This is a genomic window from Mycobacterium sp. NGS56 (assembly GCF_059812425.1).
Genome location: NZ_JCALCQ010000004.1, coordinates 124,993 through 148,695, shown reverse-complemented (window position 1 = coordinate 148,695; position 23,703 = coordinate 124,993). Strand labels below are relative to the sequence as shown.

At 67.9% G+C, this 23,703-nt stretch carries 24 protein-coding genes and 1 pseudogene; 18 read left to right on the top strand and 7 right to left on the bottom strand.

Annotated features, from left to right (window positions below; translation table 11 throughout):
• The first annotated feature begins 7 nt into the window (after positions 1–7).
• The 5 genes from AC5Y4F_RS13530 (at position 8) to aroQ (ending at position 3,888) form a co-directional block, all read left to right on the top strand.
• Positions 8–445 (top strand): prepilin peptidase, encoded by a 438-nt coding sequence (locus AC5Y4F_RS13530; RefSeq protein WP_499997235.1) that lies wholly within the window; start codon positions 8–10, stop codon positions 443–445.
• A 132-nt stretch (positions 446–577) separates the two neighbouring features.
• Positions 578–1,783: a chorismate synthase gene (gene aroC / locus AC5Y4F_RS13525; RefSeq protein WP_067932386.1), complete on the top strand. Its 1,206-nt coding sequence runs from the start codon at positions 578–580 to the stop codon at positions 1,781–1,783.
• Positions 1,783–2,310, top strand: a complete 528-nt coding sequence (locus AC5Y4F_RS13520; protein ID WP_067932366.1) for a shikimate kinase — start codon at positions 1,783–1,785, stop codon at positions 2,308–2,310. The genes aroC and AC5Y4F_RS13520 overlap by 1 nt, the downstream gene beginning before the upstream one ends.
• The gene (gene aroB / locus AC5Y4F_RS13515; protein WP_499997232.1) at positions 2,307–3,392 is read left to right on the top strand and encodes a 3-dehydroquinate synthase; all 1,086 of its coding nucleotides are present in this window, start codon (positions 2,307–2,309) and stop codon (positions 3,390–3,392) included. The genes AC5Y4F_RS13520 and aroB overlap by 4 nt, the downstream gene beginning before the upstream one ends.
• A 49-nt stretch (positions 3,393–3,441) precedes the next feature.
• Positions 3,442–3,888: a type II 3-dehydroquinate dehydratase gene (aroQ, locus tag AC5Y4F_RS13510; RefSeq protein WP_499997229.1), complete on the top strand. Its 447-nt coding sequence runs from the start codon at positions 3,442–3,444 to the stop codon at positions 3,886–3,888.
• Here the strand turns inward: aroQ and AC5Y4F_RS13505 are convergent.
• Positions 3,885–4,595, bottom strand: a complete 711-nt coding sequence (locus AC5Y4F_RS13505; RefSeq protein WP_499997226.1) for a B-4DMT family transporter — start codon at positions 4,593–4,595, stop codon at positions 3,885–3,887. The two genes, aroQ and AC5Y4F_RS13505, sit on opposite strands and share 4 nt — an antisense overlap.
• Before the next feature lie 33 nt (positions 4,596–4,628).
• Between AC5Y4F_RS13505 and AC5Y4F_RS13500 the strand changes: the two genes are divergently transcribed.
• The 5 genes from AC5Y4F_RS13500 (at position 4,629) to AC5Y4F_RS13480 (ending at position 10,421) form a co-directional block, all read left to right on the top strand.
• Positions 4,629–5,738: a M24 family metallopeptidase gene (locus AC5Y4F_RS13500; RefSeq protein ID WP_067932360.1), complete on the top strand. Its 1,110-nt coding sequence runs from the start codon at positions 4,629–4,631 to the stop codon at positions 5,736–5,738.
• 258 nt (positions 5,739–5,996) lie between these two features.
• Entirely contained in the window at positions 5,997–6,560 is a 564-nt protein-coding gene (efp, locus tag AC5Y4F_RS13495; RefSeq protein ID WP_067932358.1) for an elongation factor P, read from the top strand.
• The gene (nusB, locus tag AC5Y4F_RS13490) at positions 6,557–7,066 is read left to right on the top strand and encodes a transcription antitermination factor NusB (protein ID WP_067932356.1); all 510 of its coding nucleotides are present in this window, start codon (positions 6,557–6,559) and stop codon (positions 7,064–7,066) included. The genes efp and nusB overlap by 4 nt, the downstream gene beginning before the upstream one ends.
• Complete coding sequence (locus AC5Y4F_RS13485; RefSeq protein ID WP_067932354.1) at positions 7,063–7,464, top strand: antitermination protein NusB; 402 nt, start codon at positions 7,063–7,065, stop codon at positions 7,462–7,464. The genes nusB and AC5Y4F_RS13485 overlap by 4 nt, the downstream gene beginning before the upstream one ends.
• Positions 7,465–7,559: 95 nt before the next feature.
• On the top strand, positions 7,560–10,421 hold the full coding sequence (locus AC5Y4F_RS13480; protein WP_499997220.1) for an aminotransferase class I/II-fold pyridoxal phosphate-dependent enzyme: 2,862 nt from the start codon (positions 7,560–7,562) through the stop codon (positions 10,419–10,421).
• A 4-nt stretch (positions 10,422–10,425) separates the two neighbouring features.
• Here the strand turns inward: AC5Y4F_RS13480 and AC5Y4F_RS13475 are convergent, their stop codons facing one another.
• Positions 10,426–10,710, bottom strand: a complete 285-nt coding sequence (locus AC5Y4F_RS13475; protein WP_499997218.1) for a hypothetical protein — start codon at positions 10,708–10,710, stop codon at positions 10,426–10,428.
• A gap of 104 nt (positions 10,711–10,814) precedes the next feature.
• Between AC5Y4F_RS13475 and AC5Y4F_RS13470 the strand changes: the two genes are divergently transcribed.
• A complete protein-coding gene (locus AC5Y4F_RS13470) occupies positions 10,815–12,227 on the top strand; it encodes a sensor histidine kinase (RefSeq protein WP_499997458.1) in 1,413 nt (470 codons plus the stop codon).
• Here the strand turns inward: AC5Y4F_RS13470 and AC5Y4F_RS13465 are convergent.
• The 3 genes and pseudogenes from AC5Y4F_RS13465 to AC5Y4F_RS13455 all read right to left on the bottom strand — a co-directional run bounded on the left by AC5Y4F_RS13465 (position 12,209) and on the right by AC5Y4F_RS13455 (position 14,213).
• Positions 12,209–12,877: a response regulator transcription factor gene (locus tag AC5Y4F_RS13465; protein ID WP_067932346.1), complete on the bottom strand. Its 669-nt coding sequence runs from the start codon at positions 12,875–12,877 to the stop codon at positions 12,209–12,211. The genes AC5Y4F_RS13470 and AC5Y4F_RS13465 overlap by 19 nt on opposite strands.
• 33 nt (positions 12,878–12,910) lie before the next feature.
• Positions 12,911–13,228, bottom strand: a pseudogene (locus AC5Y4F_RS13460) (hypothetical protein).
• A 157-nt stretch (positions 13,229–13,385) separates the two neighbouring features.
• Entirely contained in the window at positions 13,386–14,213 is an 828-nt protein-coding gene (locus tag AC5Y4F_RS13455; RefSeq protein WP_067932344.1) for a COG4705 family protein, read from the bottom strand.
• A 229-nt stretch (positions 14,214–14,442) separates the two neighbouring features.
• Between AC5Y4F_RS13455 and AC5Y4F_RS13450 the strand changes: the two genes are divergently transcribed.
• Genes AC5Y4F_RS13450 through AC5Y4F_RS13425 form a run of 6 tightly spaced genes read left to right on the top strand, consistent with a single transcriptional unit; the run spans position 14,443 to position 21,189 of the window.
• A complete protein-coding gene (locus AC5Y4F_RS13450; RefSeq protein ID WP_499997216.1) occupies positions 14,443–15,204 on the top strand; it encodes a GntR family transcriptional regulator in 762 nt (253 codons plus the stop codon).
• Positions 15,201–15,431, top strand: coding sequence for a 4Fe-4S dicluster domain-containing protein (locus AC5Y4F_RS13445; protein ID WP_067932339.1), 231 nt, complete (start codon positions 15,201–15,203; stop codon positions 15,429–15,431). Before AC5Y4F_RS13450 ends, AC5Y4F_RS13445 begins: the two co-directional genes overlap by 4 nt.
• A gap of 25 nt (positions 15,432–15,456) precedes the next feature.
• Positions 15,457–16,845: an ABC transporter substrate-binding protein gene (locus tag AC5Y4F_RS13440; protein ID WP_499997214.1), complete on the top strand. Its 1,389-nt coding sequence runs from the start codon at positions 15,457–15,459 to the stop codon at positions 16,843–16,845.
• Positions 16,842–17,717, top strand: a complete 876-nt coding sequence (locus tag AC5Y4F_RS13435) for an ABC transporter permease (RefSeq protein ID WP_067932334.1) — start codon at positions 16,842–16,844, stop codon at positions 17,715–17,717. Before AC5Y4F_RS13440 ends, AC5Y4F_RS13435 begins: the two co-directional genes overlap by 4 nt.
• Positions 17,714–18,466 carry an ABC transporter ATP-binding protein gene (locus tag AC5Y4F_RS13430; protein ID WP_067932332.1) on the top strand — a complete coding sequence of 251 codons (753 nt, stop codon included), beginning with the start codon at positions 17,714–17,716 and terminating at the stop codon, positions 18,464–18,466. The genes AC5Y4F_RS13435 and AC5Y4F_RS13430 overlap by 4 nt, the downstream gene beginning before the upstream one ends.
• Entirely contained in the window at positions 18,463–21,189 is a 2,727-nt protein-coding gene (locus tag AC5Y4F_RS13425) for a fumarate reductase/succinate dehydrogenase flavoprotein subunit (protein WP_499997210.1), read from the top strand. Before AC5Y4F_RS13430 ends, AC5Y4F_RS13425 begins: the two co-directional genes overlap by 4 nt.
• On the opposite strand, the gene AC5Y4F_RS13420 is transcribed toward AC5Y4F_RS13425, so the two are convergent.
• Positions 21,190–21,729 carry a GNAT family N-acetyltransferase gene (locus AC5Y4F_RS13420; RefSeq protein WP_067932330.1) on the bottom strand — a complete coding sequence of 180 codons (540 nt, stop codon included), beginning with the start codon at positions 21,727–21,729 and terminating at the stop codon, positions 21,190–21,192.
• A gap of 12 nt (positions 21,730–21,741) precedes the next feature.
• A complete protein-coding gene (locus AC5Y4F_RS13415) occupies positions 21,742–22,956 on the bottom strand; it encodes a serine hydrolase domain-containing protein (RefSeq protein WP_499997208.1) in 1,215 nt (404 codons plus the stop codon).
• A 182-nt stretch (positions 22,957–23,138) separates the two neighbouring features.
• Here AC5Y4F_RS13415 and AC5Y4F_RS13410 point away from each other — a divergent pair, with 182 nt between their 5' ends.
• Positions 23,139–23,567 carry a cellulose-binding domain-containing protein gene (locus AC5Y4F_RS13410; protein ID WP_067932325.1) on the top strand — a complete coding sequence of 143 codons (429 nt, stop codon included), beginning with the start codon at positions 23,139–23,141 and terminating at the stop codon, positions 23,565–23,567.
• The last annotated feature ends 136 nt before the right edge of the window (positions 23,568–23,703 follow it).

Here is a 23,703-nt window from a genome sequence, read left to right as displayed (position 1 = left end):
GCCGCGCATGCGGATTGCGACGGCCTGTCTGGTGCTGGCCTGGCTGGCGGCGTTGAGTTGGTATGACATCCGCGAACGACGCTTGCCGAACCCGCTGACGCTGACCGGGGCCGCGGCGGTCCTGGCCGTCGCGACGATGGCCGGGCGCGGGTCGCCCGCGCTGGCCGGAACCGTGGCCTTGACGGCGATCTATCTGGTGGTGCATTGCGCGGCGCCGGGCGGAATGGGGGCCGGCGACGTCAAGCTGGCTCTCGGTCTGGGCGCGCTGACCGGTTGCTTCGGGGCCGGCGCATGGTTTCTGGCGGCGTTGGGCGCGCCGCTGCTGACCGCGGTGGTCGGCGCGGTCGCCCGGCTTCTCGACCGCGCCCATGACGCGGCCACCGTGCCGCACGGGCCGTCGATGTGTCTGGCCAGCGCGGCGGGCGTCGGGCTGGCGCTGCTCTGACGCCCTCCGACCCCGTAGGGTCGCCGCGCAGCGCCAGGTCGACATCGCCTTCTGACCCGTGCCTCGGCGGACCGCTATCGCCGCGGACTGCGCGAATCGGCATTCGGAACTCGACATGGGAAGATGGGACCCGTGTTGCGTTGGATCACTGCTGGGGAGTCGCACGGCCGCGCGCTGGTGGCCGTGCTCGAAGGCATGGTCGCCGGTGTGGAGATCACCTCCCTCGACATCGCCGAACAGCTGGCCCGGCGCCGTCTCGGATACGGTCGCGGCGCGCGGATGGCGTTCGAGCGCGACGCGGTGAGCGTGCTGTCCGGGGTGCGTCACGGCGTCACCTTGGGCGGGCCCATCGCGGTCGAGATCGGCAATACCGAATGGCCGAAGTGGGAGACGGTGATGGCCGCCGACCCGGTCGACCCGGGGGAGCTGGCGGACAGCGCCCGCAATGCGCCGCTCACCAGGCCGCGGCCCGGCCACGCCGACTACGCGGGCATGCTCAAGTACGGCTTCGATGACGCCCGGCCGGTGCTGGAGCGGGCGAGCGCCCGCGAAACCGCGGCCCGCGTGGCGGCGGCCACGATCGCCCGCTCGTTCCTGCGCCAGGCGCTCGGCGTCGAGGTGCTCTCGCACGTGATCGCGATCGGTCCGTCGGCGCCCTACGTGGGCCCGCCGCCGGGCCCGGACGACCTGCCTGCGATCGACGCCAGCCCCGTGCGCGCCTTCGACAAGGCGGCCGAGGAGGCGATGATCGCCGAGATCGAGGCCGCCAAGAAGGACGGCGACACGCTCGGCGGTGTGGTCGAGGTGGTGGTCCTGGGTCTGCCCGTCGGGCTGGGCTCGTTCACCAGTGGCGACAACCGGCTGGACAGCCAGCTCGCCGCCGCCGTTATGGGCATCCAGGCGATCAAGGGCGTCGAGATCGGCGACGGTTTCGAGACCGCACGCCGCCGCGGCAGCCGCGCCCACGACGAGATGTATCCAGGCCCCGACGGCGTGGTGCGCTCGACCAATCGCGCGGGCGGCCTGGAAGGCGGCATGACGAACGGCCAGCCGCTGCGGGTGCGCGCCGCGATGAAGCCCATCTCCACGGTGCCGCGGGCGCTGGCCACCGTCGACATGGCGACCGGCGACGAGGCCGTCGCGATCCACCAGCGCTCGGACGTGTGCGCGGTGCCGGCCGCGGGCGTGGTGGTGGAGGCCATGGTGGCGCTCGTGCTGGCCCGGGCGGCGCTGCAGAAGTTCGGCGGCGATTCGCTGGCCGAAACCCGCCGCAACGTCGAGGGCTATCGACAGGCGGTCGCCGAGCGGGAGTCACCGGCCGCCCGGGGTACGGCGTAATGGCGCCCAAGGCGGTCCTGGTGGGCCTGCCGGGGTGCGGCAAGTCGACCATCGGCCGGCGGCTGGCCAAGGCGCTCGGTGTCGATTTCCTGGACACCGACGTGGCCATCGAGCAGCAGACGGGGCGCCGCATCGCCGACATCTTCGCCGCCGACGGCGAGGCGGAATTCCGCCGCATCGAGGAAGGCGTGGTGCGCGCCGCGCTGGCCGACCACGACGGCGTGGTGTCGTTGGGGGGCGGCGCGGTCACCACGCCGGGGGTGCGCGAGGCGCTCGCCGGCCATACCGTCATCTACCTGGAGATCAGCGCGACCGAAGGCGTGCGGCGCACCGGCGGCAACACCGTGCGCCCGCTGCTGGCCGGACCCGATCGCGCCGACAAGTACCGTGCGCTGCTGGCCGAACGCAGCCCGCTGTACCGGCGGGCGGCGACCATCCGCGTCGACACCAACCGGCGCAACCCGGGCGCGGTGGTCCGCTACATCGTCTCGCGGCTGCAGCAGGCTCCGGCCGGGGCCGCCACATGACCGGTGATCCGGTCACGATCGAGGTGGCCGTAGACCCGCCGTACCCGGTGATCGTCGGTACCGGCTTGCTCGGCGAGCTCGACGAACTCCTCTGTGACCGGCACAGGGTGGCCATCGTGCATCAACCGGTGCTGGCGGAGACCGCCGAGGTGATTCGAAGCCGGTTGGCGGACAAGGGCGTTGACGCGCACCGCATCGAAATCCCGGACGCCGAGGAGGGCAAAAACCTTCCTGTGGTCGGTTTCTTGTGGGAAGTCTTGGGCCGCATCGGGATTGGCCGCAAAGACGCATTGGTCAGCCTCGGCGGCGGGGCGGCCACCGACGTCGCGGGGTTTGCGGCGGCCACCTGGCTGCGCGGTGTCGACATCGTGCACGTGCCCACCACGTTGCTCGGCATGGTCGACGCTGCCATCGGGGGCAAGACCGGGATCAACACCGACGCGGGCAAGAACCTGGTCGGGTCGTTCTATCAGCCACACGCCGTTCTGGTCGACCTGTCGACACTGCAGACGTTGCCGGCCAACGAACTTGTCGCGGGGATGGCCGAAATCGTCAAGGCGGGATTCATCGCCGATCCGGTGATTCTCGACCTCATCGAGGCCGATCCGCAGGCCGCGGCCGACCCGGCGGGTGACGTGCTGGCGGAGCTGATCCGGCGCTCGATCGCCGTCAAGGCAGAGGTTGTCGCCGCCGACGAGAAAGAGTCGGAGCTGCGCGAAATCCTCAACTACGGGCACACATTGGGGCACGCGATCGAGCGTCGCGAGCGCTACCAGTGGCGGCACGGAGCCGCGGTGTCGGTGGGATTGGTCTTCGCCGCCGAGCTGGCCCGGCTGGCCGGGCGCCTCGACGACGCCACCGCGCAGCGGCACCGCACCATCCTGTCCGCGCTCGGCCTGCCGGTCAGCTACGACGCCGACGCGCTGCCGCAGTTGCTGGAATACATGGCGGGAGACAAGAAGTCGCGCGCCGGCGTGCTGCGCTTCGTGGTCCTCGACGGCCTGGGCAAGCCGGGCCGGATGGCCGGCCCCGACCCGTCGCTGCTGGCGGCGGCCTATGCCGGACTCGCGGAGGCGTCATGACCTGCGCCGGCGATGATGCACAGCGAAGCGATGAGGGGGAGCGGTGCCGATGACCACCGTCGTGAACGTCATCAACGGCCCCAACCTGGGCCGGCTGGGCCGGCGCGAGCCGGACGTGTACGGCGACACGACGCACGATGAACTGGCCGCGCTGATCGAACGGGAGGCCGACACGCTCGGCCTCAAAGCCGTTGTGCGGCAAAGCGATAATGAATCAGACCTGCTGGACTGGATCCATTCGGCGGCCGACGCGGGCGAACCGGTGATCCTCAATGCCGGCGGCCTCACTCACACCTCGGTGGCGTTGCGTGACGCGTGCGCGGAGTTGCGTGCGCCCCTGATCGAAGTGCACATCTCCAATGTCCATGCACGCGAAGAGTTTCGGCGACACTCCTACCTCAGCCCCGTCGCGACCGGCGTGATCGTCGGGCTGGGAGTGCAGGGCTACCTGCTCGCCCTGCGTTATCTGGCCGGAGATCCCGGCGCCCACAGCTAGCCCTTGCCGGGTTCCTTGCCGCGCCTGGTGTCCTCGTCGCCGGTGCGGATCACCTCGGTCTTCGGGTCGTCCCTGGGCTTGGCGATCGTTTCGGTCGGTGATTCGGTGGTGGACACCTTGTCGGTGGGCGCCTCGCGCTCGGCTGTGGCGACCGACCCGGTCCGCGCCTCGGTGTGGGCAGCGGACGACTGCGTGGGAATCTCGCCGGTGGGCGCGTCGTCGGCGCGCACCGCGGAGAACACGTCGGTGTCGGCCCGCTCCTCGTCAGTGCCGGGCCGGCGCGGCGGGGGATTGCGATCCACCCGCCAGCGCCCGATGGTCACGCCGAGGATGCCGGGCACGAAGACACACAGGGCGGTGAAGGCCGCGAACGTCGTCACCTCGTTGAGCAGCCCCCCGGTGTACAGGCCGCTGTAAAAGGTCGCGATCAGCCAGGAGACGGCTCCACTGAGCACACCGGCCACCAGACCGGCCAGCAGCCAGGTCATCGCCAGGTCGCCGCGGCGGTCCGGATCGGGGTTGGCGATGGCGTCGGCCCGGCCGTCGCGAATTCCCCAGATGATCACGCCGATGATGAACAAGAGCAGCAGCGCCACGCTGAACAACGTCGCCTGGGTCTGCCAAGCGTTGATCAGCGCACCCTGGAACAATCGGACTACGACCATCGCCGCGGCGTAGACCAATCCGCGCAGCATCCAGTTACTCATGGCCCAAAAGCGTAGCGAGTACCGTCAAGACCCGTGACACATTCACAGCGTCGAGACAGGCTCAGGGCACGACTCGAGGCCAGCGGATTGGATGCGCTGCTGGTCACGGACCTGGTGAACGTCCGTTACCTTTCCGGTTTCACCGGGTCCAACGGCGCGTTGCTGGTGTTCGCCGACGATCGAGACCCGGTGCTGGCCACCGATGGGCGGTACCGGACCCAGGCCGCCGAGCAGGCGCCGGACCTCGAAGTCGCCATCGAACGGGCGCTCGGACGCTACCTGGCCGCTCAGGCCGCCGAGGCGGGCGCGCACAAGCTGGGCTTCGAAAGCAACGTGGTGACCGTCGACGGATTCGACGCCCTGACCCGCGAGCTGGCCGAACGGAACTCGGCCACCGAACTGGTCAAGGCGGCCGGGACCGTCGAGGCGCTGCGCGAGGTCAAAGACGCCGGCGAGGTCGCCCTGCTGCGGCTCGCCTGCGAGGCGGCCGACGCGGCACTGAGCGATCTGGTGGCGCGTGGCGGCCTGCGGCCCGGCCGGACCGAGCGCGAGGTCAGCCGCGAGCTCGAGGGCCTGATGCTGGACCACGGCGCCGACGCGATCTCGTTCGAGACCATCGTGGCCGCGGGGCCGAACTCGGCGATCCCGCACCACCGCCCCACCGACGCGGTGCTGGCCAGCGGCGACTTCGTCAAGATCGACTTCGGGGCGCTGGTCGGCGGCTATCACTCCGACATGACCCGCACCTTCGTGCTCGGCAAGGCCGCCGACTGGCAGCTGGATATCTATCAGCTGGTCGCCGACTCGCAGCGGGCGGGCCGGGAGGCGCTGCACGCCGGCGCCGACCTGCGCGAGGTGGACGCCGCGGCGCGCCGGGTGATCGCCGATGCCGGCTATGGCGAGCACTTCAGCCACAGTCTGGGTCACGGTGTGGGCTTGGAAATCCACGAGGCGCCGGGCATCGGCGCCACGTCCACCGGCACGTTGCTGGCCGAATCCGTGGTGACCGTCGAACCCGGCGTGTACCTGCCCGGCCGCGGCGGGGTGCGCATCGAGGACACGCTGGTGGTGCCGGAGGAGGCTCGCGGGGCGCCCCCGGAATTGCTGACCAAGTTTCCCAAGGAGCTGACCGTCTTGTCGTAGCCCCGAGGGAGTCGGCCACGTGCGCGCGGCTTCGCCCGGGGCCAGCCGCGCGAGTACAGTCGGGTGCGTTCACGCCGCTGCCGTCGCCGGACGGGCAAGCCGCGCTCGGCTCCGAACACGTCCACCGCTAACGGGGTTTCGCGCCTCACCGCCCGACCCCGGCCAGGGGTGCGCGGCCGCGGAGCGCTCTAAACTGACCGACAAGTCACAGACAGTTCCGCAGGAAACTGTCCAACGTCCGAGGAGATATACCGAACCGTGGCAAGCACTGCCGATTTCAAGAACGGACTGGTACTGGTGATCGACGGCCAGCTGTGGCAGATCGTCGAATTCCAGCACGTCAAACCGGGCAAGGGTCCCGCTTTCGTGCGGACCAAGCTGAAGAATGTGCTCTCCGGGAAGGTCGTCGACAAGACGTACAACGCCGGCGTGAAGGTGGAGACCGCCACCGTCGACCGGCGCGACACCACCTACCTGTACCGCGACGGCTCGGACTTCGTCTTCATGGACAGCCAGGACTACGAGCAGCACCCGCTGCCCGAGTCGTTGGTCGGCGACGCCGCCCGGTTCCTGTTGGAGGGGCTGCCGGTGCAGGTGGCGTTCCACGATGGGGCTCCGTTGTACATCGAGCTGCCCGTGTCGGTCGAGATGGAAGTCACGCACACGGAGCCGGGCTTGCAGGGCGACCGGTCCAGTGCCGGCACCAAGCCCGCCACCGTCGAAACCGGGGCCGAGATCCAGGTGCCGCTGTTCATCAACACGGGAGACAAGCTGAAGGTCGACACGCGCGACGGCAGCTACCTGGGGCGCGTCAACGCGTGAGCAGACCCGTCAGGGGACGCCATCAGGCCCGCAAACGTGCCGTCGACCTGTTGTTCGAAGCCGAGGCCCGTGGGCTGAGCCCGGCGGAGATTGTCGACGTCCGCGCCGGGCTTGCCGAAACCAACCCCGAAATCGCGCCCCTGCAGCCCTATACGGCCGCGGCGGCCCGGGGCGTCGGCGAGCACGCCGCGCACATCGACGACCTGATCAGCTCGCATCTGCAGGGCTGGACGCTGGACCGGCTGCCCGCCGTGGACCGCGCCATCCTGCGCGTGGCGGTCTGGGAGCTGCTGTATGCCGACGACGTGCCGGAGCCGGTCGCGGTCGACGAGGCCGTGCAGCTGGCCAAGGAGCTGTCCACCGACGAATCGCCGGGCTTCGTCAACGGGGTCCTCGGTCACGTCATGCTGGTGACGCCGCAGATCAGGGCCGCCGCCCAGGCGGTTCGCGGTGCGGTGGGTTCCGATGCCGCCGACACACCGGAGGACCACGGACCGCAGTCATGACCCGCTTGGAACTGCGCCTGCTCGTGGCGGCCGTCCTAGCCGCGACGGTGGTGGTGGGTGCGGTGCTCTGCGCCGCGTACCGGCTGACCGTCGTCGCCTCGGTGCTCTCGATCTATGCGCTCGGCGTGGGCGCCTGGCTGTATCACTGCGTCGAGCGGGTGGTTGTCGCCCGGCGCATCAGCACGGTGCGCTCCGCGGCCAAGCCGCTGCAGCCGCTGCTGCCGGTGATGGCCGCGATCATGGCGCTGACGCAGGGCGTGGTGAGGTCGCTCAGCGATGTCACCGAGTTACCGGTCCGGCGCTGGGAGCTGCCCATGCTGCGGCGGGCGGACGGCGCCCGCGGTCGCGGGCGGGTTATCGACGGCGACGTGGACAGTGACGACGACGCGGAACGCTGATCAAGCTGGGGTGAAATGACCACGGGCGTGGCGTAGCGGGTTCACAATACGAACGGCACGTCCGCGGCGGCGATCCGAGAAGAACAGGTGAGGTCATGATTCGATACACCACCCAGCCGCGAAGACTTCGGGTGTCTGCGCTGGCGGCCGTGGCCAACCCGTCATACGCCCGGGTCGACACCTGGAACCTGCTCGACGACGCCTGCCGTCACCTCGCCGAGGTGGACCTCGCCGGGCTGGACAAGGCCCATGACGTGGCCCGGGTGAAACGCCTGATGGACCGCATCGCCGCCTACGAACGCTACTGGCTGTACCCCGGTGCGGGGAATCTGGCGAACTTCCGCGCCCACCTGGAGAGCCTGTCCACCGTGCGGCTCACCGAAGAGGTTTCCCTGGCCGTGCGGTTACTGAGTGAATACGGCGACCGCGCAGGGCTTTTCGATACGTCGGCGCCGCTGGACGACCAAGAGCTGGTCGCCCAGGCCAAGCAGCAGCACTTCTACACGGTGCTGCTCGCCGACGACGCGCCGAGTACCGCCCCGGACAGCCTGGCCGAGTGCCTGCGCGCGCTGCGCTGTCCGTCCGACGACGTGCAGTTCGAAATCCTGGTGGTTCCCAGCGTCGAGGACGCCATCACCGCGGTCGCGCTGAACGGGGAGATTCAGGCCGCGATCATCCGCGACGACCTGCCGCTTCGGTCCCGCGACCGGTTGCCCTTGATGAACACGCTGCTCGGGCCCAATGAGGATGCGGGAGACGTCATCCCGGACCGCGTCAACGATTGGGTGGAGTGCGGCGAGTGGATCAGGGAGCTGCGGCCGCACATCGACCTGTATCTGCTGACCGACGAGTCGATCGCCGCCGGCGATGACGCCGAGCCCGACGTCTACGACCGGACGTTCTATCGACTCAACGATGTCACCGACCTGCATAGCACGGTGCTCGCCGGACTGCGAAACCGTTATGCGACACCGTTTTTCGACGCATTGCGGGCGTACGCCGCCGCGCCGGTCGGTCAATTCCACGCCCTGCCCGTAGCGCGCGGCGCCAGCATCTTCAACTCCAGGTCGCTGCAGGACATGGGGGAGTTCTACGGCCGCAACATCTTCATGGCCGAAACCTCCACCACCTCCGGTGGACTCGACTCGCTGCTGGACCCGCACGGCAACATCAAAAAGGCGATGGACAAGGCCGCGAAGACGTGGAACGCCGATCACACCTACTTCGTCACCAACGGGACGTCGACCGCCAACAAGATCGTGGTGCAGTCGCTGACCCGGCCGGGCGACATCGTGCTGATCGACCGCAACTGCCACAAGTCGCACCACTACGGGCTGGTGCTCGCCGGTGCCTACCCGCTGTATTTGGACGCGTATCCACTGCCGCAGTTCGCGATCTATGGCGCGGTGTCCCTGCGCACGATCAAGCAGACGCTGCTGGATCTGGAGGCGGCCGGACAGTTGCACCGGGTCCGCATGCTGCTGCTGACCAACTGCACCTTCGACGGTGTCGTCTACAACCCGCTGCAGGTCATGCAGGAGGTGTTGGCGATCAAGCCCGACATCTGCTTCTTGTGGGACGAGGCATGGTACGCGTTCGCCACGGCCGTGCCGTGGGCCCGGCAACGGACCGCGATGGTGTCTGCCGAGCGCCTCGAGCAGATGCTGGCATCGCCGGAATACGTTGAGCAATACCGGGAATGGGCCGCAGCCATGGCCGGGGTTGATCGGTCGGAATGGATCGAGCGCAAGCTGATGCCCGACCCGGCCACCGCGCGGGTGCGCGTCTATGCCACGCACTCCACGCACAAATCGCTGTCGGCGCTGCGGCAGGCGTCGATGATCCACGTGCGCGACCAGGATTTCAACGCGCTCGCCCGCGATTCCTTCGGCGAGGCGTTTTTGACCCACACCTCGACATCACCGAACCAGCAGTTGCTGGCGTCGCTGGACCTGGCCCGGCGCCAGGTCGACATCGAAGGCTTCCAACTGGTCCGGCAGGTCTACGACATGGCGCTGGTCTTCCGGCATCGGGTGCGTAAGGACCGGCTGATCAGCAAGTGGTTCCGCATTCTCGACGAATCGGACCTGGTGCCTGAGGAATTCCGGGAGTCGGCGGTCAGCTCGACCGCTTCGATCAGGCAGGGCGCTTTGGCCGAGTGGAACCAGGCGTGGCGATCCGACCAGTTTGTGCTGGATCCGACTCGGGTCACGCTGTTCGTCGGGGCGACCGGAATGAACGGCTACGACTTCCGCGAGAAGATCCTGATGGAGCGGTTCGGCATCCAGATCAACAAGACGTCGATCAACAGCGTGCTTCTGATCTTCACGATTGGTGTCACATGGTCGAGCGTGCACTACCTGCTCGACGTGTTGCGCAGGGTGGCAATCGATTTCGACCGCATCGAGAAGGCGGCCAGCGTCGCCGATCGGGCGTTGCAGGAGCGTCATGTTGAGGAGATCACCGAGGATCTGCCGCATCTGCCCGACTTCAGTGAGTTCGACGTCGCCTTCAAGCCCGTCGACGAATGCAAGTTCGGCGACATGCGCTCGGCCTTCTACGCGGGATACGAAGAATCCGATCGAGAGCATGTGCTGATCGGCACCGCCGGCCGGCGGCTGGCCGAAGGTAAGACCCTGGTGTCGACCACGTTCGTGGTGCCCTACCCTCCGGGATTCCCGGTACTGGTGCCGGGCCAGGTGGTCTCCAAGGAAATCGTTTATTTCCTGGCCCAGCTCGACGTCAAAGAAATCCACGGCTACAACCACGATCTCGGGCTGTCGGTCTTCACGGAGACGGCGCTGGCCCGAATGGAGGCGCAACGCAATGCCGCGATGGCGGCGGTGGGTTCGGTGACCGCGGCTTTCGAGCTGCCCGCGGACGCGTCCGGGACCAACGGGGCACGCAACAACGGTGCCAACGACACTCCGGCCGTGCCGTCGGTCGCCGACAGCTGAGCGATCAACCGGTCGTCGAAGCCGGGTTCGCGCCGCACGTGGCGCTCGCGGAGGCGTGGGGTGCGCCCGGCGACCAGTCGGCGATACCGCGCCGGATCCCCGCAAGGAGTGCATCCCGATCGACAGGAGCCGTCTGGTTGCAGCTCGAACTGAGGGTGTTGAACGGGCTCGGGTCGGCGCCCGCCTGCGCCACTCCCAGGCCGACGCAGCCGAACACCACCGCCGCTGCGGCCAGCATTCGGGTGGTCGCACGATCGATACGGTGCGCGGGGCCTGCAGTACCAAGCATGACGCCGCAAGCCTAGGACGCGGCCGCTGAGAGGCCGCTGAGAAACGCGCTGAGCTCGATGTTTTCCCCCAGGCCGACGGGCCTGCAGAATCGGAGGCGTGCGGATACCCGGCGTCTGGCCATCTCGTCGACGCGGGCGAGTGCGGTCGTGGCACCTCGCGCCTCTGGGCATTTCGGCCCGCTCCGCCGCAGTGTCGGCGGTCGTTGTGCTGTGCGCGCTCAGTGTGGCCGGCGCGGGCTTGGACGCGGTCTTGTACCGCAAACTGATCGCGGGCGTCGACTACGCCGCCGCCGAAAGGGTCCGTGACATCACCAAGGCGCTGCAGTCCGAATCGCTCGACGACCTCGACAACGCGTTGCTGATCACCGATCAGCGGGTGGTCGCAACCCAGCTGATCGGTCCGGATGGCAACGTGGTCAAGCGATCCGGCTCCGCACCGAGAACACCGCTGGTCGCCGCGAGCGAGTTCGACTTCAACCTGCGCCGCGGCCTGCCCGACGACGTGGTGGCCGGTGAGGACATGCGTGTCAGTGGTCAAAAAGTCGCGACCCGATCCGGTGTGTACACGGTGCTGGTGGGGGGCGGCAGCGAGGCCGTCGAGGCGACCGCGCGCACTCTGGCGATCCTGTTGGCCTGCAGCGCGCCGGTGATCGTCGGGGTGGTGGCGGGGGCAACCTACTGGCTGGTGCGACGGTCGCTGCAGTCGGTGGACGCCATCCGGACCAGGGTGGCCGAGATCTCGACGTCCGATCTGGCCGAGCGGGTACCCGTGCCCGACGGGCACGACGAGATCGCGGCCCTGGCCCTCACAATGAACGAGATGCTCTCGCGCCTGGAGGCGGGTCACCGCGCGCAGCAACGCTTTGTCGGCGATGCGTCACACGAATTGCGTAGCCCGTTGGCCACCATCATCTCCGGGCTGGAAGTGGCCGAAGCGCATCCCGATCTGCTCGACGCCGACCTGGCGGTCAACACCTTGCTGCCCGAGGCGCGGCGCATGCACACCCTGGTCGAGGACCTGCTGCTGCTGGCCCGCGCCGACGAGCAGACGCTGCTCCGGCGCAAAGAGCGGGTGGCCCTCGACGACCTCGCGCGGACCGAGGCCGACCGTGCCCGCCGTGAAGCGCCAGTCGTGATCCACACCGATATCCGCCCGGCGCGGCTGGACGGTGACCCGGTGGCCATGTCGCGGATGATCCGCAACCTGGTCGAAAATGCTGTCCGCCATGCGGTTTCGTGTGTCGCCATCGAGGTCGGCGGCCGGGACGAAGTTGCGGTCCTTGTCGTCAGCGATGACGGCCCCGGGATCGCCCCGGCCGACCGGAACCGGGTATTCGAACGTTTCGTGCGCTTGGATTCCGACCGGGCGCGCAGCGGGGGAGGGGCCGGCCTGGGCCTGGCGATCGTCGCCGAGATCGTCGCCGCACACGGCGGCACGGTCAGCATCGACGACCCGCCCTGCGGCGGAACCAAGGTGATCGTGACGTTGCCGGTGTGTCAGCACAGCAATCGGTAACCGACGCCCCGGATGGTCTCGATGGTGTTGGTACCGAACGGAACATCGATCTTTCGACGTAGATAACCGACGTACACCTCGACCACGTTGTCGGGGCCGTGATGATGCGCGTCCCAGACGTTCTGCAATATCTCGGCCTTGGTCACCACCACATCCTTGTTGCGCATCAGGAACTCGAGCACCCCGTATTCGCGCGGCGTCAGCGCGATCGGGGTCGATCCCCGTTTGACCGCGTGCCGGGCGGGATCCAGGGCGAGTGTCCCTGCTTTCATCACCACCGGCCGTGCCGGCGCGCCGCGACGAATCAGGGCCCGCAGCCGCGCCACCAGCACGCGGAATGAGAAGGGCTTGGTCAGATAGTCATCGGCTCCCAGATCAAAGGCGTCGGTTTGGTCGTACTCACCGTCCTTGGCGGTGAGCATGAGTACCGGCGTCCACACGCTGTGCGACCGCATCCGGCGCAGCACCTCGTAACCGCTCAGGCCGGGCAGCATGATGTCGAGAACGACTACGTCAAAAGCGTTTTCGGTGGCTTCCCGCAGGCCGTCGACACCGTTGCCGACGGCCACGACCACGAACCCCTCCGCCTTGAGCCCCCGTGCCACGGTGGCACACAGCCGCGGTTCATCCTCAACGAGCAGGACTCGCATGGGTCAACGCTACGTCGGGCGCGAGACGCACCCTCAGTCGGGCCAGCGGGCCTCGATCAATACCTCGGCACACGGGCCGCCCATCGCAGAACCGGTTGGTCGCCCCCCAGACGGCGCCGGCACTTTCCAGCTTGATGCGCACCGGGTGGCTGACGATGGTCTCACCCGGATTGGTATGGCTGAAGAACGTTGTCAGGCTGTCGAGGTCGACGTCGACCGTCCAGTCAGGCCACGGTGCTTGGAAGAAGTCACGGTTGAACCACATCGTCGGGCATTCTTCGATGCGACGCTCTCGCAAGCCCATTGGGGAAGCATCATGAGTGCCTGACGCTGCTGCGCGCCGGATGGCATCCCCGCTCCTCGTCGTCTACCCATCACCGACGTCACTACGGTACGTCCACTTCACTGTGACACCGTTGAAAGCGGGATTGCCCGCCCCGCCGTTGCCGCGGGTGAAACGCGGTTGGTGAATCAACCTCTCGGTGAGCGCGGCCCGAAAATCGTCCGGTCAGTTCGGGTCCTGGTCTGGTTGCTCGATGTCAAGGGGCGGCCCGGCTTCCGTCGCATCGTCTTTGGTCTGGCCGGGGTGGCGACCGGGACGTTGCGGTATCACGACGAGCAGCACCGCGATCAGGGCCGCCAGCACCGCCGAGGCGAGCGGGCGACTCCACGCCAGGCCGCCGTCGGCGACCGGCTTGTCGATGAAGTCACCCAGGGTCGCCCCCAGCGGTCGGGTGAGGATGAACGCCACCCAGAACAGGGTGACGCGGGAGATTGAGGTCCAGAAGTACAGGGCCGCGACCACTGCCAGGCCTGCCGCAAAAACCAGCGCGCCGCGTTCGTAGCCGAAATCCCGCGTGTCGGCCAGCCAGTCGCCGAGCGCGGTGCCCAGCGTCTGCGAGAACGTGATGGTTGCCCAATAGAAGGCCTCCACCTTGGGTGTCGAGACGGTGCTGACCGATACGGTGCCCTGCGACCATCGCCACACGACCAGGGTCACCACTAGACACGCCAGCAGCAGCAGCGATCCGCCGGTGTAGCCGATGCCCAGCGACCGGTCCGCGAAATCGGCCAGCACGGTGCCGAAGGTCGTCGAGGCCACGATCGTCAACCAGTAGAGGACCGCGTGGAATCGCTTGGCGAGGATCTGAGCCGCGACCAGCACCACCAGCGCGACGCCGAAGATCGCGACCCCGGCGGCATAACCCCAATTCAGGGTCATGGTGACGGTGTCGCCGCCCGTTTCGCCCAATGTCGTCGCCAAAACCTTGATGACCCAGAAGCCCAGCGTGACCGCCGGCACCTTGGTCAATGCGTGTTTCGAAACGTCCGTCATGCAAGCCATCTTGCGCCGTCGGGAGTCCGCACCCGGAATCGCGGGGGGCACGGCGTGGCAGGTTCTGCTCACCGGGATCACAAAGCCGACGGGTTCTCGCAGGTGGCGCAATGGCGTTGCGGGTGGGGGTTTTAGCTGGTCGGGTCCGACGGCGGCCCGGCGCAATACGCTCGGGCGTCGTCGCCGACCGTCCTGATCGACCCGAAAACCGCCTCTGAGCTGGGTTAGCGTGACTCCCGTGGCGCAACCAGTACCCATCGGGGGACCCAGGGCCGATCGGGCCCGCCGGGTCGCCGACGTGTTGCGCCAGCAGATCCACGCCGAGGCCTACCCCGACGGCCTGCCCGCCGAACTGGCGCTGGCCGCCGAATTCTCGGTATCGCGCAACACCATTCGGGAGGCACTGGCCGTCCTTAAACATGAGGGACTGATCGACCGCGGACCCAAGGTCGGCACACACGTCGCGCAGCGCAAGTACGACCACGGGCTCGACGCGCTGCTGGGTCTGAAGGAGACGTTCAAGGATCTCGGAGAGGTCCGCAACGAGGTGCGCGCCGCGATGTGTGTCACCGCGCCGCCGTCGGTGGCCCGCCGGTTGCGGCTGCAACCGGGCGAGCAGGCGGTGTTCGTCGAGCGGTTGCGTTACCTGGGTGATCTGCCGCTCAGCCTGGACCTCACCTACCTGGCCCCGGACATCGGCCGCGAGGTGCTCAACCATCCGCTGGAGACCAACGACCTGTTCGCGCTCATCGAAAAGGTGAGCGGGCAACGGCTGGGCTCGGCGGCGCTGGCGCTCGAGGCCATTCCGGCCGACGCGCACTCGGCGGCCACGCTGCAGGTGCCCGACGGCGCGGCGCTGCTGATGCTGGAGCGGCTCACCAGCCTGGCCGACGGCACCCCCGTCGACCTCGAATACATCCGGATGCGGGGCGATCGAATCACCATGCGGGGCAATCTCGTTAGAGCCGAGCCGATGAGGAGCAACAGATGACGCTGATCAACAACAACCGCGTCGACGTGCCGGTCACGATCGACGAGTCGCTGTGTATCGACGGTTGCACGCTGTGCGTGGAGGTCTGCCCGCTCGATGCGCTGGCCATCAACCCCGACACCGGCAAGGCTTTCATGCACGTCGACGAGTGCTGGTATTGCGGCCCCTGCGCGGCCCGCTGTCCCACCGGCGCCGTCACCGTCAACATGCCCTACCTCCTCCGCTGAAAAGCAAGCAACTCCAGGACATTTCATGAAACGACCCGCCATCCGGCTGGCGCCGGTGGTGTTCGCGATCGCCGCGCTCACCTCGGCCTGCTCACTGGAATCTCTGTCGCAGTCATCGGGTGTGGTCAACGTAGTGGTGGGCTATCAGTCCAAGACCATCAACACCGTCACTGCGGGTATCCTGCTTCGCGCCCAGGGCTACCTGGAGCACCGGCTCGCCGACATCACCACCCGGACCGGCACCAAATACGCGGTGCGGTGGCAGGATTACGACACCGGCGCCCCGATCACCGCGCAGATGCTCGCCGAGAAGATCGACATCGGCTCGATGGGCGACTACCCCATGCTGATCAATGGCTCCAAGACGCAGGCCAACCCGCTGGCGAAAACCGAGATCGTGTCCATCACCGGCTACAACCCCAAGGGCGCCCTCAACATGGTGGTGGTGACGCCCGGTTCGTCGGCGACCACGCTGGGTGACCTGGCCGGCGCCAAGGTCTCGGCCAGTGTGGGGTCGGCCGGTCACGGTACCTTGGTGCGGGCGCTGGACAGGGCCGGAATCAACGGCGTGGAAGTGCTCAACCAGCAACCCCAGGTGGGCGCCTCTGCCCTGGAATCAGGTCAGGTGCAGGGGCTTTCGCAGTTTGTCGCCTGGCCGGGGCTGCTGGTATTCCAGGACAAAGCCAAACTGCTGTACGACGGCGCCGAGTTGAACCTGCCCACCCTGCACGGGGTGGTGGTGCGACGCGCGTATGCCTCGGCGCACCCGGAGGTGCTGGGCGCCTTCCTGCAGGCGCAACTCGACGCGACCGATTTCCTCAACCACAAGCCGCTGGAGGCCGCCCGCATCGTCGCCCAGGGGAGCGGTCTGCCGCAGGAAGTGGTCTACCTCTACAACGGTCCCGGTGGTACGTCGTTCGATACCACCCTCAAGCCGTCACTGGTCGAGGCGTTGAAAAACGATGTCCCATACCTGAAGTCGATCGGCGACTTTGCCGACCTCGATGTATCCGGATTCGTCCAGGACGAGCCGTTGCGCACCGTGTACGGCGCTCGCGGCCTGAACTACGACGCCGCCCGGTCCGTCACCGCCAACCCGTCCGCGCTCCACGGTGATCCCGCCCTGGCAAGCGAACTGTGGCTGGACGGTTCGGATTCCACCCAAACGGTCGCCAACCCGACCAGTCTGCTCCGGGCGGCGCGGGACGCGACCGCCCGTGGCGCCAAAGTCCGTGCCGCCTACGTACCCGACGCGGAGCTGGGCACCCGATGGTTCGCCGACAAGGCGGTCTGGGTCCAGGACGGCCAGAACTACCTGCCGTTCGGAACGCCCGCAGGCGCGCATCGCTATCTCGCCGCGCACCCCGGCGGTGCCATCGTGAATTACGAACAGGCTCTTGGAGGTTCGGTATGACCGCTTATCTCACCGGCGACCCGGCGGCCCCGGTAGCCCCACAGGTCGCCGACACGGTCCCCGCGGCGGTCCATCCGCGGCGTACCGGCTCGCCTTGGCGATGGCGGCTGCTGCGGCTAGCATCGGTTGCCGCCGCGATCGGGTTGTGGCAGGTGCTCACCGCCGACAAGGCCCGGCTGCTGCTGCGCTTCGACACGCTGCCCACCGTCACCGAGATCGTGCACGCGCTGGGCCGTCGGCTCGAAACCTCAGACTACTGGCTTGATTTGGCGCAGTCGCTGATCCGTATTCTCACCGGCTTCGGATTGGCCGCGGTGGTCGGCGTCGCGACGGGCGTGCTGCTGGGCCGTTCGCGCTTGTTCACCAACATCTTCGGCCCGCTGACGGAGTTGCTCAGGCCCGTTCCCGCCATCGCGATGGTGCCAGTGGCGATCCTGCTGTTCCCGACCGACGAGGCCGGCATCGTGTTCATCACCTTCCTGGCGGCATATTTCCCGATTCTGGTCAGCACCCGGCACGCGGTGCGGGCGCTGCCGACGCTGTGGGAGGACTCGGTGCGCACCCTCGGCGGCGGGCGGTCCGATGTGCTGAAGCAGGTGGTGTTGCCGGGCATCCTGCCGGGTGTGTTCGGCGGCCTTTCGGTCGGTATGGGCGTGGCGTGGATCTGCGTGATCTCCGCGGAGATGATCTCGGGCCGACTCGGGATCGGCTATCGCACCTGGCAGGACTACACCGTGCTGGCCTACCCGCAGGTGTTCGTGGGCATCATCACCATCGGCGTGCTGGGTTTCGCGACGGCGGCCGCCGTCGAGGTCGTGGGCCGCCGGGTGACCGGCTGGCTGCCGCGTGCGGAGGAGGAAGGCCGGCAATGACTGTGAAGCAGGCCCCGGTGAGTCTGGAATTGGACCGAGTCCGCTTGTCCTACACCGGAGAACCGGTGATCGATCGCCTGACCCTGACCGTGCGTCCCGGGGAGATCCTGGTGCTCACCGGCCCCTCGGGCTGCGGCAAGTCGACGGTGCTGCGGGCACTGGCGGGACTGCTGCAGCCCGACCAAGGCCGGATCGTCGCTGACGGCGCCGAGGTGAAGACCACCTCGGGCGACAGGGGGATGGTGTTTCAGGACAACGCATTGTTGCCATGGCGGACCGTGCGCTCCAACATCGAGCTGGCCCTTCGGTTGCGGGGTGCCCCCCGGTCCGGCCGGCGCGCCGAGGCGGACCGCTGGATCGCCGAACTCGGTCTCACCGGGTTCGGCGACTATCTGCCGAAGAGCCTGTCCGGTGGCATGCGGCAGCGCGTTCAGCTGGCCCGCGGCCTGGCCGGGGCGCCGCGCGCGGTGATGATGGACGAACCGTTCGGCGCGCTGGATACCCAGACCCGAACGGCCATGCAGCGGCTGCTGATCGACACCTGGCGCGCCCATCCGACGACGATCGTATTCGTCACGCATGATGTCGATGAGGCGCTGCTGCTCGGCGATCGCATCGCCGTACTGGGCAGGGCCGGTCAACCGTTGCGCGCCCTGATCGACGTGCCGGAGCCACGCGTCGATCGGCAGCGCGCCGCGCTGCGCGCCGAAGTTGTTGCGGCACTGAACCACCGAGCGGAGGCGGCATGATGCAGATTCCCGACCCGGCGACCCCGATCCGGCTCGACTGTGACGTCCTGGTCATCGGCGGCGGCACCGCGGGCACCATGGCGGCGCTGTCGGCCGCCGAGAACGGTGCGCAGGTGCTGTTGCTGGAAAAGGCCCACGTGCGACATTCCGGTGCGCTGGCGATGGGCATGGACGGGGTGAATAACGCGGTGATCCCCGGCAAGGCCGAACCCGAGGACTACGTCGCCGAGATCACCCGCGCCAACGACGGAATCGTCAATCAGCGCACCGTGTATCAGACCGCGACCCGCGGCTTTGCGATGGTGCAGCGGCTGGAACGCTACGGCGTGAAGTTCGAGAAGAACGAGCACGGCGAATACGCGGTGCGCCGGGTGCACCGCTCGGGCTCCTACGTGCTGCCCATGCCCGAAGGCAAGGATGTCAAGAAGGCGCTGTATCGCGTGCTGCGGCAACGATCGATGCGCGAAAAGATTCAGATCGAGAACCGGCTGATGCCGGTGCGGGTGCTGGTGGACGGCGGGCGCGCGGTCGGCGCGGCGGCCCTGCACACGCGCACCGGTGAATTCGTCACGGTCGGCGCCAAGGCGGTTATCCTGGCGACCGGCGCCTGCGGGCGGCTCGGCCTGCCCGCGTCGGGCTACCTGTACGGCACCTACGAGAACCCCACCAACGCCGGCGACGGCTACTCGATGGCTTACCACGCGGGCGCGGAACTGTCCGGCATCGAGTGCTTCCAGGTCAACCCGTTGATCAAGGACTACAACGGCCCCGCGTGCGCGTACGTGGCCAATCCCTTTGGTGGGTATCAGGTCAACGCGCACGGCGAGCGGTTCGTCGATTCCGACTACTGGTCGGGGCAGATGATGGCCGAGGTCAAAACCGAGATCGACTCCGCCCGCGGCCCCATCTATCTCAAGGTGTCGCACCTGCCCGACGAGACGCTGACCGCCCTGGAGAACATCTTGCACACTACGGAGCGGCCGACCCGGGGCACCTTCCACGCCAACCGCGGCCATGACTACCGAACCCACGACATCGAGATGCACATCTCCGAGATCGGCCTGTGTAGCGGGCATTCCGCATCGGGGGTGTGGGTCGACGAGCACGCCCGCACCACGGTTCCCGGCCTCTACGCCGCCGGCGACATGGCCTGCGTTCCGCACAACTACATGATCGGGGCGTTCGTGTTCGGCGATCTGGCCGGCACGCACGCCGCCTCGACCCTAGCCGATGTCGCTGCACCACAGCAGCTTCCGGACGAACAGGTGCGTGCGGCGCATGAGCTGATCTACCGGCCGCTGCGGCATCCGGACGGCCCGCCACAACATCAGGTCGAGTACAAGCTGCGCCGATTCGTCAACGACTACGTCGCGCCCCCCAAGACCGGGGCGAAGCTGTCCCTGGCCATCCGCACCTTCGAGCGCATGAGCGCCGAGATCGGACAGATGGGCGCCCGTAATCCGCACGAGCTGATGCGCGCGGTGGAGGTGTCGTTCATCCGCGACTGTGCCGAGATGGCCGCCCGCTCGTCGCACACCCGCACCGAATCCCGGTGGGGCCTCTATCACGATCGCGCCGATTTGCCCGGCCGCGACGACAACCAGTGGGGCTATCACCTCAATCTGCGCAAAGCGACCCAAGGCGACGCCGAAAAAGGAATGGTGTTCCTCAAGCGGCCGGTGGCACCGTATTTCGTGTCCGTCCCGGAGCTCGACGGCCTGCCGCCCACCGACCAGACGGTGTACCCGGTGGAGCAGCCACCGCTGGTCGGCGGCCAAGCGCCCGCCACCGCGGTGTCCCGAATCGATTCGGCCACAACGACAGTCGAGCCGCCGTCACCGCGCATCGCCGAGGTGCTGGCGCTCGCGGAGCCCACGATGGCCGACCTGGGGCCCTATCTTGCCGACCCGGATCCCGGGGTGCGCCGCACCGCGGTGTCGACGCTGACCGAGCACACTCCGGACGGCTATGCGCCGGCGCTGGTCGCCGGGCTGAACGACGGCGACGCCGCGGTCCGCCACACCAGCGCCGACGGCATCCGCGAGCTGGTCGAGGTGCTGCCGGAGCCGGAAAGCGTTCGGGATCACCTCGATTCAGTCGATCGGGTGGTGCGCGCGGCCTCGCTGTACGTGCTGGCCGCGCGCCGCGCCGGTGACGCCGAGCAGTACCGTCACGCCTTGGACGACGTCGATCACCGGGTTCGCATCGAAGCGGTGCGGGCGCTGGTGTCCGTCGACGACGTGGCCGGTGTCGTGGCCGCCGCCGGCGACGAGAACCGTGAGGTGCGCATCGCGGCGGCCGCCGGGCTGGCGACGCTGGGAGCGACGACAGCCCCGGCCAGCTCGGCCGTGCGGCGGCTGATCGCCGACACCGATCCGCTGGTTCGCGCGGCCGCGCTGGCCGCGTTGGGCCATCTCGGTTGCGGCCAAGACGATTACGCCGCCATCAAACAGGCGCTGCGGGCGCCGGCCTGGCAGGTGCGGGAAGGCGCGGCGCGCGCCCTGGCCGGCGCGCCTGCCGACTTCGCGGTTCCGCATCTGTCCGAGGCGCTGGGCGACGCCCATCTGGACGTCCGCAAGGCGGCGGTACTGTCCTTGACCCGGTGGGCCGGTGAGCCCGCCGCTACAGACGCGTTGAGGCTCGCGCTCAAGGACGGCGACGCCGACGTGCGGGCCTATGCCCGCCGGGCGCTCGAGACGGACGGCTTGGGGCACAACTCCTAGTCAGCGCAGGATCTTGGCGTAGAGCAGGCTGTCCTGCGGCTCGGGCCCCATGGTGGGATAGACCGCGTGCCGGGCCAGCCGTCCCTCCAAGAAGAAGCCGGCGTGCTCGAGCAGTCGCGCCGAGCGCTCGTTGTCCACGCTGCAGGTGGCCCACACGCGATAGACCTCGCGATCGGCGTCGAGCGCGGTGAGCAGCATGCTGAGCACCTCGGACATCAATCCCTTGCCCCACCAGCGTCGGCCCAAACAGTAGCCGACCTCGACCGAGTGCGGTGCGGTGCGGCGGCAACTGGCCAGCCCGATCACCTCGCCGCGGTGCCGTGACTCGATGACCCAGGTCTTCTCGTCCGGACTGGCGTTGAGTTTCTCGGTGATCACGCGCCGCGTCGCGGCCACGTCCGGGTGCGGCGCCCACAACAGATATTTGGTGACCTGCGGATCGCGGGCCACCCGCTGGAACAGCGGCCCGGCGTCGTCGAGCGTGGGCAGGCGTAGCAGCAGCCTCGGACCGCTGATGCGGTCGGGCGGGTATTCGGGCATCGGGATGTGACTTTAAAGGTCGAGGGCGCGATAGGTGTTGCGGACGAATCTCGGTTGCGCCGTGCGGAGTTTCGCCAGCGACGTGTTACCGGCGACGGCCGTGGCGGCATCGACGGTCAGGTCCGGAAGATTCTGAATCAGGTAGAGCAGGATCAGATCCGCGGTGGGGTCGGCCTGCCACCACGTTCCGTAAGCGCCGGGCCAGCTGAACGTGCCGAGACCGCCCGGCCCGAAAAGCGGTGTGCTCTTGGCCGGATCGGTCACCAGCGACAGGTTCAGCCCGAAGCCGCGGCCGACCCAATATGGTGCGCCCAGGAAGTTGTGCCGCTTCTGTTCCGCGGTCAGCCGGTCGGTCCGCATCAGCCGGACGGACTCTTCCGACAGCACCCGCACGCCGTCGACCGCTCCGCCGCCCAGCAGCATCCGCACGAACCGCAGGTAATCGTCGGCGCTCGACCACAATCCGCCGCCGGCATTGCAGAACGAGGGCGGGGTGATGTGCGGCGGGCCCATCACCCCGTGGTGCAGTCGGCTCTGTTCGTCGAGTGAGTACATGGTGGCCGCGCGGCGCCGTGCCTCGGGGGAGACGAAGAACCCGGTGTCGGTCATGCCCGCCGGGCCCAGGATCCGTTCGTCGAGCACCTCGTGGAACGGCTTGTCCTCGATGCGGGAGGCGATGACGCCCAGCAGGTCGATGGAGTGGCTGTAGGTGACGCGGTCACCGGGTTGATGGACCAGCGGCAGCTTGGCCAGCTCGGCCAGCCAGGCGTCCGGACCCTGATTGAACGGCAGCCGCAGGTAGGCCTTGGAGATCGGCCCCGACACCGAGAAGCCGTAGGCCAGCCCGCTGATGTGGGTGAGCAGATCCTCGATCAGGATCGTGCGGTTGATCGGGCGGGTGCGGTCCAGCGGGCCGTGCGGATCGTCGAGCACCCGCACGTCGGCCAGCTCCGGTGCCCACCGGGTGACCGGGTCTTTGAGCGTCAGCTTTCCCTCGTCGACCAGACTCATCACCGCCGCGACCGTCACCGGCTTGGTCATCGAGGCGATGCGAAACAGCGTGTCGCGCTGCATCGGCAGACCCGCATCCACGTCACGGTAGCCAATTTCGTTGACCTGTAGCAGTTCTCCGCGCTGCCAGACCACCGTCACCGCACCGGCGAGCAGGCCGGCGTCACACACTTCACGAATGGAGGCGGCATTGCCATTAAGGGTCGAGCGATTCACCCGGTCAGGTTAGCGGGGCCGGTGGCGGCGTCGCCGAGAGCGTCGCGCAGCGGCTGCTCGGATACCGCCTGCCAGGTGTATCGAGGCCAAGATTTCATGACGGTTTCGGTTGAGCAAAGGTACTGCAGCTTACCCGCGATGCGAAGGCCGATATTCCCTGCTTGACTTTAATGTTGGCTGCTATGTCCGGACTGAACAATTACGTGAAGCGCCGGCTCGCAGCGCTTCACGTGGCCGTATCGGCGTTGGTAGTCGCCGCCCTCGGACTTGTTGCCACCCCCGTGGCTCATGCGGCTGCCGCCACGGCGACGTTGTCGGTGGAACACACATGGCAGACCGGTTTCATCGCCCGCTTCACCATCATCAACTCGAGCATCGCGCCGCTAACCGATTGGAAGCTCGAATTCGACTTGCCGGCGGGAGAATCCGTAATCCACACGTGGAATAGCACCGTTACCCAATCTGGCACCCACTATGTTCTCACCCCCGCGAATTGGAATCGCGTCATTGCACCCGGTGGTTCTGCCACAGGCGGTATGCGAGGCGTGCTGACCGGTTCGTATTCGCCGCCGTCGAATTGTCTGCTCAATGGGCAATACCCTTGCACCTGATCAAAGGCCTCCCGACGGCGATGCCGCGTCACAGCCATATACATTCGGCGCGAAAAAATGGAATTACCTGCCATGGCCATTCAAAAGGTCAGGACAATTGCCGCGACGTGCGGTGGTGCTGCCGTGTTTGCCCTGG

Excerpts from the sequence above, each read along its gene's own strand:
- AC5Y4F_RS13480 (WP_499997220.1), top strand. The coding sequence starts at position 7,560 with ATGATTCGATACACCACCCAGCCGCGAAGACTTCGGGTGTCTGCGCTG.
- AC5Y4F_RS13430 (WP_067932332.1), top strand. The coding sequence starts at position 17,714 with ATGACTGTGAAGCAGGCCCCGGTGAGTCTGGAATTGGACCGAGTCCGC.
- AC5Y4F_RS13420 (WP_067932330.1), bottom strand. The coding sequence starts at position 21,729 with ATGCCCGAATACCCGCCCGACCGCATCAGCGGTCCGAGGCTGCTGCTA.
- AC5Y4F_RS13530 (WP_499997235.1), top strand. The coding sequence starts at position 8 with ATGCGGATTGCGACGGCCTGTCTGGTGCTGGCCTGGCTGGCGGCGTTG.
- AC5Y4F_RS13505 (WP_499997226.1), bottom strand. The coding sequence starts at position 4,595 with ATGAGTAACTGGATGCTGCGCGGATTGGTCTACGCCGCGGCGATGGTC.
- AC5Y4F_RS13425 (WP_499997210.1), top strand. The coding sequence starts at position 18,463 with ATGATGCAGATTCCCGACCCGGCGACCCCGATCCGGCTCGACTGTGAC.
- aroQ (WP_499997229.1), top strand. The coding sequence starts at position 3,442 with ATGACCACCGTCGTGAACGTCATCAACGGCCCCAACCTGGGCCGGCTG.
- AC5Y4F_RS13520 (WP_067932366.1), top strand. The coding sequence starts at position 1,783 with ATGGCGCCCAAGGCGGTCCTGGTGGGCCTGCCGGGGTGCGGCAAGTCG.
- aroB (WP_499997232.1), top strand. The coding sequence starts at position 2,307 with ATGACCGGTGATCCGGTCACGATCGAGGTGGCCGTAGACCCGCCGTAC.
- AC5Y4F_RS13465 (WP_067932346.1), bottom strand. The coding sequence starts at position 12,877 with ATGCGAGTCCTGCTCGTTGAGGATGAACCGCGGCTGTGTGCCACCGTG.
- AC5Y4F_RS13440 (WP_499997214.1), top strand. The coding sequence starts at position 15,457 with ATGAAACGACCCGCCATCCGGCTGGCGCCGGTGGTGTTCGCGATCGCC.
- AC5Y4F_RS13445 (WP_067932339.1), top strand. The coding sequence starts at position 15,201 with ATGACGCTGATCAACAACAACCGCGTCGACGTGCCGGTCACGATCGAC.
- AC5Y4F_RS13485 (WP_067932354.1), top strand. The coding sequence starts at position 7,063 with ATGACCCGCTTGGAACTGCGCCTGCTCGTGGCGGCCGTCCTAGCCGCG.
- AC5Y4F_RS13475 (WP_499997218.1), bottom strand. The coding sequence starts at position 10,710 with ATGCTTGGTACTGCAGGCCCCGCGCACCGTATCGATCGTGCGACCACC.
- AC5Y4F_RS13435 (WP_067932334.1), top strand. The coding sequence starts at position 16,842 with ATGACCGCTTATCTCACCGGCGACCCGGCGGCCCCGGTAGCCCCACAG.
- AC5Y4F_RS13455 (WP_067932344.1), bottom strand. The coding sequence starts at position 14,213 with ATGACGGACGTTTCGAAACACGCATTGACCAAGGTGCCGGCGGTCACG.
- AC5Y4F_RS13410 (WP_067932325.1), top strand. The coding sequence starts at position 23,139 with ATGTCCGGACTGAACAATTACGTGAAGCGCCGGCTCGCAGCGCTTCAC.